The sequence below is a fragment of the Euzebyella saccharophila genome, from assembly GCF_014855495.1.
GTDB classification, from domain to species: domain Bacteria; phylum Bacteroidota; class Bacteroidia; order Flavobacteriales; family Flavobacteriaceae; genus Euzebyella; species Euzebyella saccharophila.
Map to the genome: position 1 here is coordinate 147,441 of NZ_JACYFJ010000004.1, position 13,327 is coordinate 160,767.

The 13,327-nt window shown below is 39.2% G+C and carries 13 protein-coding genes; 6 read left to right on the top strand and 7 right to left on the bottom strand.

Features of this window, described 5'->3' with window-relative positions:
• Nucleotides 1-4: 4 nt before the first annotated feature.
• The 3 genes from IL355_RS13225 to IL355_RS13235 all read right to left on the bottom strand — a co-directional run bounded on the left by IL355_RS13225 (nt 5) and on the right by IL355_RS13235 (nt 3,338).
• Nucleotides 5-1,393, bottom strand: a complete 1,389-nt coding sequence (locus IL355_RS13225) for an MATE family efflux transporter (RefSeq protein WP_225621240.1) — start codon at nt 1,391-1,393, stop codon at nt 5-7.
• Between the two features lie 56 nt (nt 1,394-1,449).
• Nucleotides 1,450-2,223 (bottom strand): nucleoside triphosphate pyrophosphohydrolase, encoded by a 774-nt coding sequence (gene mazG, locus IL355_RS13230; protein ID WP_192462596.1) that lies wholly within the window; start codon nt 2,221-2,223, stop codon nt 1,450-1,452.
• A gap of 68 nt (nt 2,224-2,291) precedes the next feature.
• Nucleotides 2,292-3,338, bottom strand: coding sequence for a zinc-binding metallopeptidase family protein (locus tag IL355_RS13235; RefSeq protein WP_192462597.1), 1,047 nt, complete (start codon nt 3,336-3,338; stop codon nt 2,292-2,294).
• Nucleotides 3,339-3,469: 131 nt separating this feature from the next.
• Here IL355_RS13235 and IL355_RS13240 point away from each other — a divergent pair, with 131 nt between their 5' ends.
• Together IL355_RS13240 and IL355_RS13245 are read left to right on the top strand one after the other, a co-directional pair.
• Nucleotides 3,470-4,303, top strand: coding sequence for a sugar phosphate isomerase/epimerase family protein (locus IL355_RS13240; RefSeq protein WP_192462598.1), 834 nt, complete (start codon nt 3,470-3,472; stop codon nt 4,301-4,303).
• 15 nt (nt 4,304-4,318) lie between these two features.
• Nucleotides 4,319-5,221 carry an SMP-30/gluconolactonase/LRE family protein gene (locus IL355_RS13245; protein ID WP_192462599.1) on the top strand — a complete coding sequence of 301 codons (903 nt, stop codon included), beginning with the start codon at nt 4,319-4,321 and terminating at the stop codon, nt 5,219-5,221.
• A 100-nt stretch (nt 5,222-5,321) separates the two neighbouring features.
• On the opposite strand, the gene IL355_RS13250 is transcribed toward IL355_RS13245, so the two are convergent.
• Complete coding sequence (locus IL355_RS13250) at nt 5,322-5,732, bottom strand: response regulator (RefSeq protein WP_192462600.1); 411 nt, start codon at nt 5,730-5,732, stop codon at nt 5,322-5,324.
• 89 nt (nt 5,733-5,821) lie between these two features.
• On the bottom strand, nt 5,822-7,615 hold the full coding sequence (locus IL355_RS13255) for a sensor histidine kinase (protein WP_192462601.1): 1,794 nt from the start codon (nt 7,613-7,615) through the stop codon (nt 5,822-5,824).
• Between the two features lie 332 nt (nt 7,616-7,947).
• Between IL355_RS13255 and IL355_RS13260 the strand changes: the two genes are divergently transcribed.
• From IL355_RS13260 to IL355_RS13270, 3 genes are all read left to right on the top strand, one after another.
• Nucleotides 7,948-8,406 (top strand): DUF1569 domain-containing protein, encoded by a 459-nt coding sequence (locus IL355_RS13260; protein WP_192462602.1) that lies wholly within the window; start codon nt 7,948-7,950, stop codon nt 8,404-8,406.
• A 188-nt stretch (nt 8,407-8,594) separates the two neighbouring features.
• Entirely contained in the window at nt 8,595-9,320 is a 726-nt protein-coding gene (locus IL355_RS13265) for an MIP/aquaporin family protein (RefSeq protein WP_192462603.1), read from the top strand.
• An 11-nt stretch (nt 9,321-9,331) separates the two neighbouring features.
• A complete protein-coding gene (locus IL355_RS13270; RefSeq protein ID WP_192462604.1) occupies nt 9,332-10,213 on the top strand; it encodes an alpha/beta hydrolase in 882 nt (293 codons plus the stop codon).
• Between the two features lies 1 nt (nt 10,214).
• On the opposite strand, the gene IL355_RS13275 is transcribed toward IL355_RS13270, so the two are convergent.
• Both IL355_RS13275 and IL355_RS13280 read right to left on the bottom strand, forming a co-directional pair.
• Entirely contained in the window at nt 10,215-11,492 is a 1,278-nt protein-coding gene (locus IL355_RS13275) for a mandelate racemase/muconate lactonizing enzyme family protein (protein ID WP_192462605.1), read from the bottom strand.
• Nucleotides 11,493-11,583: 91 nt separating this feature from the next.
• Nucleotides 11,584-12,537 carry an RraA family protein gene (locus IL355_RS13280; RefSeq protein WP_225621241.1) on the bottom strand — a complete coding sequence of 318 codons (954 nt, stop codon included), beginning with the start codon at nt 12,535-12,537 and terminating at the stop codon, nt 11,584-11,586.
• A 131-nt stretch (nt 12,538-12,668) separates the two neighbouring features.
• Between IL355_RS13280 and IL355_RS13285 the strand changes: the two genes are divergently transcribed.
• The gene (locus tag IL355_RS13285; protein WP_192462606.1) at nt 12,669-13,319 is read left to right on the top strand and encodes an SGNH/GDSL hydrolase family protein; all 651 of its coding nucleotides are present in this window, start codon (nt 12,669-12,671) and stop codon (nt 13,317-13,319) included.
• Nucleotides 13,320-13,327: the final 8 nt, after the last annotated feature.

Here is a 13,327-nt window from a genome sequence, read left to right on the forward strand (position 1 = left end):
GGCTTTATACAAGAGTATTCGGCCCCGATTTTGCAATCAATTTATTGGTTAGATAATTAAAGCGAAGATACAACATAATACCCGAAGCTGTAAGCCCTGTAAGCAACCCAAGCCAAATTCCGGTACTCTTAAATTCGGTATGTAAACCCAAATAAAAACTTACCGGAAAACCGATGCCCCAATAGGCAATAAAGGTAATAAGAGTGGGAATTTTCACGTCTTGCATTCCCCTTAAAGCTCCTAAAACCACTACCTGTACCCCATCTGAAATTTGGAAGACCGCCGCTACCAACAACAATTCCGCAGCCAACACGATCACCTCAGAATTATCTGCCATGTTCATGACATCATCTACATCTAGGTATAATGACGGAAACCAATTCCTCCCCCATAGAAACAAAATGGCAAAAACTATTTCCAATAAAAATGTCAAAAAGAAAATGGACTCCCCTATTCTTTTAAGCTCCTTATAATTTTTTAATCCCTTTTGATTACCTACCCGAATCATAGCCGCAACCCCCAATCCCATCCCGAACATAAAGGTCATACTACTTAAATTTAAAGCAATCTGGTTTGCTGCTTGAGCATTTTTCCCCAACACACCACTTAGCCAAATAGCAGCTGTAAAAATGGCCACTTCAAAGAACATTTGAAGGGAAGAAGGAAACCCCAGACTTATGATTTTCTTGATGACCTTTTGCTCTAAAATTTTGAAATTAAACCCAGTAACATAATCATGGAATTTCTTCTTACTTTTTAGTAGGAACCAAATGTACAGTACCATAACAAATCGTGAAATCAAGGTACCAATGGCCGCACCAATTATGCCCATTTCAGGAAAACCAAAGGTTCCAAAAATCAAAAGGTAATTTAAGATGATGTTTACCACATTGGCAATAATGGTGGCGTACATAGGATAGCGAGTTTGCGACAGCCCTTCAGAAAATTGTTTAAAAGCCTGAAAGATTATGAGCGGTACCAATGAGAAGGCCACCAAATCCAAATAGGGTAATGCTAAATCTACCACTTCTGGGGGTTGGTCCATTTTGTACATCAAAGGCTTGGCTAGCAGGATCAGTCCAAATAGTGTTAACCCCAAAACCGAACAAAGAGCGAGTCCATGCTTAAGGGCATTTTTGGCGTCCACCTTATTGCCGGCACCGTCAGCCTCTGCCACCAAAGGGGTAATAGCAGTAGAAAAACCAATACCGATACTCATGGCAATAAATACAAAGCTGTTACCTAAAGAGACGGCCGCCAGTTGTGCCGTACCCAATTGCCCTACCATAATGTTATCGGCCAATTGAACAAAGGTATGGCCCAACATTCCCATAATGACGGGAACGGAGAGTTTTATGTTATATCTGAATTCTTTGGTGTACTGGGCAAACAAAGCAAAAAGTTAAGTTTGATGCTAATTAAAATGTAGTAAAAGCTATGGAGGTTCTGTTATTGATGTTTGGCCTCTTCCCAAAAAACATCCATTTCGGAAAGTGTCATATCTTTGAGATTTTTACCTAGTTCCTTTGCTTTTTTCTCCAAGTATTGAAATCTACCAATGAACTTCTTGTTGGTTCTTTCAAGGGCATTTTCCGGATTGATTTTTAAGAAACGAGCATAATTGACCATAGAAAACATCACATCGCCAAACTCGGCTTCCATCAAATTGGCATCGCCTTTGGCCACCTCAGCTTGAAATTCTTGAAGTTCTTCTTGAACCTTTTCCCAAACTTGCTCGGGCTTTTCCCAATCAAAACCCACACCGGCCACCTTATCTTGAACCCGATTGGCCTTTACCAAGGCCGGTAATCCGTTAGGTACGCCTTCCAGAACACTTTTTTTACCTTCTTTAAGTTTCAGGTTTTCCCAATTACGCTTTACGTCTTCTTCGCTTTCCACCTCCACATCGCCATAAATATGCGGATGACGGTTAATTAGCTTGTCACAAATGGTGTTACATACATCGGCAATGTCAAAATCTTGGGTTTCAGACCCAATTTTAGAGTAGAAGACAATGTGCAAAAGTACATCTCCCAATTCTTTTTTTACTTCCCCCAAATCATCGTCCAAAATGGCATCGCCCAGTTCATAGGTTTCCTCAATGGTTAGGTGACGAAGGGTCTGCATGGTCTGCTTTTTATCCCAAGGGCATTGTTCCCTTAATTCATCCATAATGGTAAGCAACCTATCAAACGCTTTTAATTGTTCTTCCCTAGAATTCATCACCTTTTAATTTTGATGCAAAAATAAGCATCTAGTCAGGGGTAAAACAATTTGTGAAGTATAAAAAGTTAATAAAGCATTTGATGTATAAATTTCATCTTTTCCAAAACGGCAACGGGTATGACAAAGGGATAAATATCCGGTTGCCCCATACTTCTGTTCAAACTATTTAGGGCGAAGGTCAAAGGGGTAAATGCCTCATTGATGCGTTCAAAATCCGGTTCTTGATAGGGGTCAAAAGTAGCTTCCATTTTTAAAGGAGACGCTCCTAATACCTGGTTACCGGTTTGTATGCCAAAGTAAAACGCAGTTTCAAGCATATCAATTATATGAAGGTAATGGGCCCAAGTTTCTGCCCAATCTTCCCAAGGGTGCGAAGAAGCATAGGTACTAATGTATTGCTGGATCCAATCTTGGGATGCCCCTTGTTTATAATGAGTATCCAAAGCTTGTGAATAATCTGTTCGCTCATCCCCAAAAAGATCTCTAAAAGCCTTCAACCTTTCTTCATTATCGGCAATTAAAACATTCCAATAATAATGACCTACTTCATGTCTAAAATGTCCTATTAAGGTCCGGTAGGGTTCAGCCATTTGTTTGCGCATATATTCACGGTGCACTGCATCGGCTTCTGCCAAATTAATAGTTATGACTCCATTTAAGTGTCCGGTGGTGACCCCTCCTTTGGTTGCTGTTTCCGATAAAAATTCAAAAGCCAACCCGTTTGGGTTTTCGTCGGATTTGGGTTCAACCTGCAATCCTAGCCTAATTAGCGAATAAACCAGTCTATGCTTGGCTGTTTCCAATTTTCGCCATTCTTCTAGATTACTTTGGCTGCTTAGGTCAGGAATAGTCCTATTCAAAGCACATGCCGTACAAAAAGTTGTTTCGGTGCTTTCCTCCACCAACCAATTGCAGACTTCATATTGGTGATTTTCACAATAGCGATAATTTTTTCCATCCTCTCCTAAAAAAGAATATTGGTTACCAGTCCTAGTTAGAGGTACGAGCTGGGTAGTTTTTTCCAAGTAACCCAAGCCACTTCCACAAGCGATACACATGGTATTTTCAAAGTACAACGGGCTACCACACTCTTTACAGTTGAAAATTTTCATACTACTAAATTGATATCTAAAAGTAAATCAGCTTTGTAAAACACCCCTACACCAATCACATCTATTTTGAACCTTTTTAAAATGTGTTGTCAGCCAATTTCGCTATCTTGAGCAAGACTAAAATTAACCTTATGAATTCACGTAGAACTTTTATTAAAAACAGTGCCCTTGCTGGTGCTGGAAGCCTTTTGTTACCAACATTTTCCTTTACCAAACATGAGAATGTAGCATACGGGGTACAACTCTATACCTTTAGAGACGAGTTGGCCAAAGATGCAAAAGGCACCTTGAGAAAAATAGCCGATTTGGGGATAAAGAAAATAGAATCCGCTAGAAGCTCCAAAGGTTTATATTACGGTCTTACCCCAAAAGAGATGAAAAAGGAGTGTGAAAATTTGGGAATGAATCTAGTAAGTGGGCATGTAGCTCTTGATGAAAATTTTGACCATACGATGGCACAGGCAGTAGAATCGGGTCAAGAATATGTTATTTGCTCCTCTTTACCTAGCAAGGGACAAACCGTTGAAAATTACAAACGAGTAGCCGATGCTTTTAACAAGGCTGGCGAATCCTGTAAAAAGTTGGGATTGAAATTTGGCTATCACAACCATGAATATGAATTTGAAAGTCATAAAGGCCAAGTGCTGTATGATGTTTTAATGGACTATACCGATCCGGAACTAGTGTTTATGGAGCTCGATTTGGGATGGGTTGTAGTGGCCGGGCTTGAACCTATGGACTATTTTAAAAAATATCCAGGGCGTTTCCCATGCTGGCACTTGAAGGATATGGACATGCACGAAAAGGAAAGTACAGAATTCGGCAAAGGAGGATTGGATATTGCACAAATTATGGACAGCCAAAAAGCATCTGGCGTAGAGCATATCTTTATTGAACAAGAAGAATACGCTAACAATGCCTTGGATAGCATGAAACACAATATGCAATTTCTTAAAGCGCTTTAACCACAACTTTATACGATGAAAAAAATACTGATTTGTGCCAGTTTATTGAGCTGTTTTGTTTCCTGTAAGGCACAAAAAATACCGGAAGACATTGTAGCCAAAGGTGCAGAACTTACTTTGGTTTCTGAAGAGTTTAAGTTTACCGAAGGTCCTGCAATGGCCAAAAATGGAGATGTCTATTTTACGGACCAACCGAATAACAGGATCGTAAAATGGGATTGCAGAAACAATACCGTTAGCGATTACATGAAGCCGGCAGGGCGTTCAAACGGACTTTACATTGACAATGAGGGTGCTATTTTGGCAGCAGCCGATGAAAAAAATGAGCTCTGGAAAATTAATCTAAATAAGGAAGTAACGGTTCTTTTGGATGATTTCGAGAACAAACTATTTAATGGGCCCAATGACTTATGGTTAGATGCCAAAGGTGGTATTTACTTTACGGATCCCTTTTATAAAAGGCCATGGTGGAACCATGAAGAGCCGGAACAAACGGCAAGAAGGGTGTACTACTTGAAAAAGGGGGCTGCTGAACCACAAGTTGTCATTGATGATAACTATGAACAACCCAATGGAATTATTGGAACACCAGACGGAAAAAAACTTTACGTCTCAGACAACGGGGCAAAAAAAACCTACGTATACAATATCGATGCGGCAGGTAAAGTAACCAACAAAAAATTGTTTGCAGATATGGGCTCAGACGGAATGACCGTGGACAATAAGGGCAATGTATATCTAACAGGAGATGGCGTTACAGTTTTTAATGCTGATGGTGAGCAAATAAAACACATACCCGTGCCAGAAAACTGGACGGCCAATGTAACCTTTGGAGGACCAAAGCAAAACATTTTGTTTATAACTGCCATGGACTCCGTTTACACAATTATGATGAACGTTCAAGGGGTAAGATGGTAATAGAAAAGGGCGATTTATATCGCCCTTTTTACTTCTTGTGGTCTTAAACCAAAAATAGTATTTTTCTTTTTATACGCTAGTCTTTAATCATTTACACTACTTACCATTGGTTTTCATAAACCGCCGTAAGGATTTCTACTAATTTGTCTTCAGACACAGGTTTTACCACATAACCCGTTAACTCATCAAATTCCTTGGCGCGCTCCTTGTCCCTTTCACGCTCAGAAGAGGTAACCAAGTAAATGTGAACTGGCGTTGTCATTTTTGATTTTAGATTTCTAAATTCCTTTAAAAATCCCCATCCATCCAAGAAGGGCATGTTTACATCCAAAAGGATGACACCCGGTAGCTCATTACCTTCATTAATACACTCCCCAATGTAATCCAAGGCCTTTTCTCCATCTGTATAAGTGTTTATCTCCAAATTTTCGGAAATACCCTCTAACAGACGTTCAGTTAGGTAGAGATAGATTTCATCATCATCTACCAACAAAATGTTTGCTTTACTCATGTTAGTTGAATTTAATTGTCAAAGGTTTTTCAGCTTGCATTAAAAAAACCTTAAAAGTGTTTGTTACTTAAAGTGTTAGTTACTTAAATTTAAAAAATTATCTTAAAACTCGTACCTTTTCCTACAATACTTTTAACACTTACAGAGGCATCAAGGGATTCTAACAAAGTTTTAATAAGAAAAAGACCCATTCCTTTGCCTGAAATATCTCGGTGAAACCGTCTGTACAACCTAAAAACATTGTGCTTGTGTCTTCTAAGGTCAATTCCCAAGCCATTATCCTCTACATACAACACCCTTTTTCCCTTTTCATAACTGGTTCGAAATTTAACATAAGAATCCACTTCTTTATTTCGGAACCTTATGGCATTGGACAGTAAATTATGAATGATACTTTTCATATAGTATTTGGAGAATATAATGGTATCCCATTCTTTTAAATCATACAGAATCTTAAAGTTGTCATTATCCAATACGGATTCGGAAAAATCACCTCGTACCTTTTCAACAAGTTTCCGAAAATTAATTTCCTTTAAATCCACCTCGTTACGGTCCAATATGGAGATATAGTATCGTACGTCCTCCGTAAGGTTAAAAACACTACTTGCAATAGATTCCAGTTTTGGCAGTAGTGCCTGTACCCCGCTAACATCGTTTTGCTTTTTTAACATATCCAAAATAACCGTCATGTTGGTAACTGGGGAGCGAAGATTGTGGGATATTAAATAACTGAACTGCTCAAGTTGCTCATTCCTAATTTTCAAGCGTAAATTGGATTGCTTTACCTGTTTATTGATCATTTCCAATTCACTCTTATTTTGAAGCAAAGATTCATTCTTGTCCTTCAATTCTCCTACCAGTTTCAATTTGGTCTGCTGATATTTTAAATAACCATAAGCTATCCCTGATAAAGCAACTATTGAAAATAAATGAAGTACCATAAAGTTTTGGTAAATGGGCCAAAGACCTTTACTTATTTCCTCTTCTGGCAATTCACGCACCACAGCCCAATCAGTGGTGGTCCTTAAAGCTTTAGGTTCATTGAAAACAGCACTATTGCGCAAAGCGCCTTTTGTTAAATCCAGCTTATGTAAACTCCAAATGGTGCCGTTGGAAATAAAGGTGGTGTCCTTTAAATTTTGAAGCCCAGCATCTTCCAATCTATATACCCCCTTTAAAGAATCCTGAAATTCCTTTACCTCATTTGGTATCGAATATTTTGTAGTACTAGCGGAAACAATGCTTAAATCAGAATCTACTAAATAGGTATTTCCTTTTGATCTAAAACTTACAATGGGCTTTAGAATATCTTCCATTCTAAAATTGATAACCACCAAACCTAGCTTGTTACTATTAGAATCGTAAATGGGCCCAACAGACCTAAGTACAGGTTTGTAGGGCTGTTCAATCTCGCCGTTTTCCCGATTTAAATTGATACGGGATAAGTAGACTTCCCCTTTATTCAATTTTAAACCTTCTCGCACATATTCTCGATGTACCTTATTCTGTGATTGGGCAAGTTCCATTTCCCTGCCTTCATTACTTTGATACCTCAACATCTCCTCACCGTTCAAATCTATTATCCTAAACTGGTCATAAAAGCCTAGGTTTTTAAGTACATCGAGGTAGGGTTGAAGAAACTCCTTATCCAATCCAAGCGGATCAAAATCAACTGGGTATTTAATTGACGTCCAGTACATAGTGTTGTGTGCAAGATACTGACAGACATCACTTAAGAAATATGTTTTATTAGTGGCAACGGAGGTTTCTTCCTCGTAGAACTCTACCATGCGCGCTCTTCGCTGACCCGCTAACATGAGTAGGGAAAGTACTAATAACGGGATATATAATAATAAGAATATACCGAGGAACTTCTTCAACATATTTTAAAATGACTCAAATCAATTAAAATGGTACTTATTGGAAAGAATTAGGGCTGATTTATTTACGCTATTACCGAAAGGAAATTTAACATAAATTTTGAAGTTACTTATTTTTCCTACAAAATTAAGTATAGATATGTTAATAAATGGTAAAAACCTATTGTTATCGAGAACAATGCTTTTTTAATCACAAAAAAACTGTTGATTTTATAAAATTCTACATTCCCAAGTATCACTATTTCAAGTTATCATGGTTCAAGTTGCTAACTTTTACAAGTTCTTTATTACTTTTAGAACATACTTTTCACCCATAAAATTGAAATCTAAATCTAATGATCATAAAAGATTGTTTTTCACCGGATGTATCCTCTGAACTTGTTTCAAGAATTAACCAACTTTCTCCAGAATCCAAGGGTCTTTGGGGCAAAATGAATGTGGGTCAAATGTTGGCTCATTGTAATGTAGCCTATGATTTGGTGTATACGAACAAATACCCTAAGCCAATGGGGTTGAAGAAGTTTTTCATTAAACTTTTTGCAAAAAAAGTAGTTACGGGACCAAAACCTTATAAAAGAAACTCACCAACTGCTCCCGTTTTTTTGATTACGGATGAAAGAGAGTTTGAAACTGAAAAAAAGAAACTCGTAGAACATGTGGAAAAAACACAAAAATTAGGTAGCTCATATTTTAATAATAGGGAGTCTCATGCTTTTGGTCCGCTAACTTCGACTGAATGGAATACACTATTTTATAAGCACATTGATCATCACCTGCAACAATTTGGGGTTTAAAGTACTGCCGTCTTTAATTTCACCATAAAATAATTCCAAACTGAAAAATAAAATCCAAGGCCTGCTGTAAATCAAAAAACAGATATTTACAGAATAATTGACTTATAATTGTATCTTTCGTAAAAAACAAAACGATTAAACGTCATTTTACTAAATAAAGTTATTTCTCTGCCTAAACCAACCAACATATGAATGTTTATTTATTTGAATTTATTGGCACTTGCATGCTTATTCTACTGGGTAATGGAATTGTTGCTAACCTGGTATTAAAAGGAACAAAGGGTTCAGATTCTGGATGGGTTGGCATATCATTGGCCTGGGGTATTGCAGTCTTTGTTGGGGTTTATATAAGTGCTGACGTTAGTGGTGCACATCTAAATCCGGCTGTTTCCATTGGTTTGGCCGCTGCGGGGAAATTTGGCTGGGATTTGGTTCCCGGTTATATAATAGCACAGATATTAGGCGCCTTCACGGGTAATATATTGGTATGGTTAACTTACAAAAAACAGTATGAAGCCACTGATGATAAAGGTTCTATTTTAGCGACCTTTTCCACCGCCCCTGCCATACGAAGTCCCTTCTGGAACCTTGTTACAGAAATTATCGGAACCTTTGTATTGGTATTTGGGGTGTTCTATATTGCTGGAGGAACTATTTCTAACGAGCCTGTTTCTCTAGGGTCCCTAGATGCACTCCCTGTTGCCTTGCTGGTTATGGGCATAGGTTTCAGCTTAGGAGGGCCCACCGGCTACGCCATTAATCCTGCCAGGGATTTGGGACCTAGAATCGCCCATAGTATTCTTCCTTTAAAAAATAAGGGAAAAAGCGATTGGAGCTATGCTTGGGTTCCTATTGTAGGCCCCGTGATTGGCAGCTTTCTTGCGGCGTTCGCGTTCATGGCCCTTAGCGTATAAAACCCTTACTGATGAAAAATCTATTCTCCATTTTAATGTTGCTATCCTTTTCTACCTGTTTAATTGCACAGGAAATTATCAAAGTACCCCACGAAAAATCTGATAACGTAGTTTGGAATACAAAGGAGAATCAATACTACTCCAATATTTGGGACACCCAAGTTGTTACCAATGTGAGCTCTCCCACCATGCAAGTGTTTAAACCATCTACTTCTAATGGTACGGCCGTAATTATAGCCCCCGGAGGGGGACTTTATGGGCTAAGTATTGAAAGTGAAGGAAACATGGTTGCCAAATGGCTTAGTGAAAGAGGAGTAACAGCTTTCGTCCTAAAATATAGGTTGGTCCCCACAGGTAAGGATGGGGTACAGGAAATTACGGATGAAGGCACCAATAATCCCGCTAAAATTGGGGAGCGAATTAAACCAGTGCTGCCATTATCCATAGCAGACGGACTTTCTGCAGTTGCCTATGTGAGGGAGCACGCCAATGATTATGATCTGGATCCTGGAAAAATTGGATTTATGGGTTTTTCCGCTGGTGGGGCTGTCACTATGGGAGTAGGCTACTATTCCAAAATATTGGACCGACCAGATTTTATTGTTCCCGTGTATCCTTGGACCTCTGCTTTTCCTGTTCAAGAAGCTCCTAAAAATGCTCCTAAAATGCTTGTTATTTGTGCTACTGACGACCCCTTAGGACTTGCCAAGGGCAGTATTGAGCTTTATACTTCTTGGTTAAAGACCGGAAATACCCCTGCATTACATATGTACTCCCAAGGTGGTCATGGCTTTGGAATGAAAACCCAAGGACTGCCTTCAGATAGTTGGATCGAGCGATTTTATGAATGGGCCAAGGCAGAAAAAATTATTGAAAAAGTACCAAAAGGATAGTTTATTCAAATAATGGAACATCCTTGTCTGCATATTTTTTCATTCCATCCTCATTTATTTCCACCCCTATGCCCGGCTTTTCCGATAGCGTGATAAATCCATCCTTAACCATCTCGCCCTCATAACTTACAATTTCTTTGTACATAGGGTTCTTGTGAAAGTATATCTGCCATTCCAATATCATGAAATTAGGAACAGAGGCACACACATGACAGGAAGCCATGGCACCTAAAAAGGAAGCGACCATATGGGGTGCGAAAGGCACGTAATACAAGTTGGCTAAATTAGCAATGCGCTGCGCTTCTCCCAATCCGCCCGCTTTTTGCAAGTCCGGCATTATAACATCTACGGCACCGTTTTCCAATAAAGGTCTAAAACCATGCGCCAAATAATGGTTTTCTCCTGCACAGATCGGTGTACTGGTAGACTCCGTAATTTTTTTATAGGCATCTACATTCTCAGCAGGAATGGGCTCCTCGAGCCACATCATATGAATTGGCTCTAACATTTTTGCCACCTTTTCACCAGTAATGGCATCGTACCTGCCATGCATATCGGCACAAATATCGATAGTTGGACCCACAGCTTCGCGGGTTGCAGCCATTTGATCGTACATGCGTTGTAACTCCGCGGGGCTAGCGGTCCAATTATATGCATCATATTTATTGGGGTCGTTTGCTTGATCTAAATCAAACTTTACCGCCGTAAAACCCATATCCACCGCCTCCTTGGCACTGGCTGCAAAATCCTCAGGTTTGGGTAGTCTACTTTGGTATAAAGCCGTATCCATATACACCCTAATCCTATCCCTAAATTTACCTCCTAATAGTTGATATACCGGTAATCCAAGGGCTTTCCCGGCCAAATCCCAAAGGGCGGTCTCCACCGCGGTTAGAACAGCAACGTACATTCCGGACTGCGCCCCTTCAAAAAAACCAATCCGTCTTATATCTTCAAAAAGTCGGTGGACGTTCAAGGGATTCTTACCTTCCAACCTTTTCCCGAACATCTTCACCAAATGAAAAGTTCCAGGAGTAGCATCCACACCTTCACCGTGACCAACTATATCCTGATTGCTGTATATTTTAACAAAAAGGCTATGCCCTCCCCTAATGTAACCACATTTAATATTTGTTATTTTTAATTCCGATGGAGCCGATAATTTTTGGGTGTTATCAATGGCTTTAGAGTACTCCCTTCCAAAAGTTGCAAAAGGAAGGGTTGTAAGTGTCGTGGCGGCAGCCGCTTTTGTAAAAAATTGTCTTCTTGAGTTTTTCATCGGTCGGTATAGATTTTATAGTATTCTTAACAAATACGAACCTAAAATGACAAAACCCTAAATTTTTAATTAAAAAAACACAACTATCACCTTACCAGGTCCTGTTTTTCAATAATTCTTGAATCTGCTCTTTTGGCACAGGCAATTCATCTATATGATCGTTCAACCATTGAGAGAAATCCTTTTCAATTTCCTCAGACCATCTGTTGTCAATTTGGCCAGGGGTATACTTTTGTTCTCTTAACCTCTGGTGGCCAAACATATCCCTAAGCCTAACAACTTCCGAGGTTTTCACCACTTTCTCAACTAAATGTGGCGGAATGAAGATTACCCCTCCGTCCCTACCTAAAACAACATCACCTGGTATTACAGTAGCCAAACCTATTCTGGTAGGGGTATTAATTCCAATGAGCGTCCTATTCAGTTGTCCGTCCGGATTATTTAGATGATGGGAAGGGTGATAGCTTCTAAAAAAAGAAGTAAAACCACCAATTTCCTTTAGTCCGTCAATATCCCTAATAGCACCATCATACACGATTCCGTTGCCCGTTTTGGCGTAGATTGAGTTCCCAAGGTTGTCTCCAATGGTAGGACCGTCTACATGGGCACCAAATTGATCTACTACATAAACATCTCCCTTTTGCAATAAATCTATGGTCCAGGCATTTTGTGATTTGATCCTACCATCCCGCTTATGTCCTCTTTCATCAATCACCCTATGTATATCAGGCCTTCCAGGAACAAAAACTGCAGTTACCGCCCGGCCTACCAAAACACTGTCCGGATTTATGGTTTGCCACCCCTCTGCATATTGGTATTTAAAATTTTCACCCTTTAGAACTGCCCATGCCTCTTCCAATGTAACTCCTTTCATCCGTTGCAATAAATTATCGGGGACCTTTGGCCTACCATCTTCAAAACGTTCACCTTTCCACTCGGGAGTTAGAAAGATTAGTTCATCTTTAGAGATTTGCTGGGATTGAACCGAAGACAGCAAAAAGAATACAATTAGGCCAAGTAGGACCTTTTCTAAATTGGGAATCAAAATAACTAGTTTACACGATTGAAGAGAGCTATTCACCACCCCGTATGAATACGAAGACAAATTCCATAACCCTAATATTACTTTTGTACACCGGTAAATATGAACTAACTTGTGTCTCTTAAATATTAAGCATGAAAAACATCCTTACCTTACTTACCGTTTTAATTACCTTTCAAACTTTTGCCCAAGATCCCAACCGTTATAAAAAACAAGTTTCTGAGCTTGATACCAAATATGATAGCATTTGGGACCCAACCAAGGAAACAATTGTATTTACAGGAAGTTCCAGTATACGCATGTGGAAGGATGTACAGGAGCGATTTCCAGGTCAACAGGTCATCAATACAGGATTTGGAGGCTCCCAGGCTTCAGATTTACTATACTTTGCCGATAATCTGATTCTGAGATACAAACCTAAACAAGTTTTTATTTACGAAGGGGACAATGATATTCAAGCCAAGAAAAAACCAAACGATGTTATAGCGGATACCAAACAAATCATCAATTTGGTAAGGGAAAGATACCCCGCTACCAATATCGTACTCATTTCCGCCAAACCCAGTATTTCAAGATGGAAATTAAGAGGTAAATACAAAAGATTGAACCGCAAATTCAAAAGAATGGCCCAAAAGGACCCCCTATTGGATTTTGCCGATGTTTGGAAACCCATGTTAGACGGAAGAAAACTTCAAGAAGACTTATTCATTGAAGATGGTCTCCACATGAACCCAAAAGGATACGAAATTTGGTTTGGGGTAATGAAAGATTACATCACAAACTAAACAACCAA

Bases quoted from the DNA above. Each gene is read 5' to 3' on its own strand.
- mazG (WP_192462596.1), bottom strand. From the start codon at position 2,223: ATGAATTCTAGGGAAGAACAATTAAAAGCGTTTGATAGGTTGCTTACC.
- IL355_RS13235 (WP_192462597.1), bottom strand. From the start codon at position 3,338: ATGAAAATTTTCAACTGTAAAGAGTGTGGTAGCCCGTTGTACTTTGAA.
- IL355_RS13240 (WP_192462598.1), top strand. From the start codon at position 3,470: ATGAATTCACGTAGAACTTTTATTAAAAACAGTGCCCTTGCTGGTGCT.
- IL355_RS13245 (WP_192462599.1), top strand. From the start codon at position 4,319: ATGAAAAAAATACTGATTTGTGCCAGTTTATTGAGCTGTTTTGTTTCC.
- IL355_RS13250 (WP_192462600.1), bottom strand. From the start codon at position 5,732: ATGAGTAAAGCAAACATTTTGTTGGTAGATGATGATGAAATCTATCTC.
- IL355_RS13255 (WP_192462601.1), bottom strand. From the start codon at position 7,615: ATGTTGAAGAAGTTCCTCGGTATATTCTTATTATTATATATCCCGTTA.
- IL355_RS13260 (WP_192462602.1), top strand. From the start codon at position 7,948: ATGATCATAAAAGATTGTTTTTCACCGGATGTATCCTCTGAACTTGTT.
- IL355_RS13265 (WP_192462603.1), top strand. From the start codon at position 8,595: ATGAATGTTTATTTATTTGAATTTATTGGCACTTGCATGCTTATTCTA.
- IL355_RS13270 (WP_192462604.1), top strand. From the start codon at position 9,332: ATGAAAAATCTATTCTCCATTTTAATGTTGCTATCCTTTTCTACCTGT.
- IL355_RS13275 (WP_192462605.1), bottom strand. From the start codon at position 11,492: ATGAAAAACTCAAGAAGACAATTTTTTACAAAAGCGGCTGCCGCCACG.
- IL355_RS13285 (WP_192462606.1), top strand. From the start codon at position 12,669: ATGAAAAACATCCTTACCTTACTTACCGTTTTAATTACCTTTCAAACT.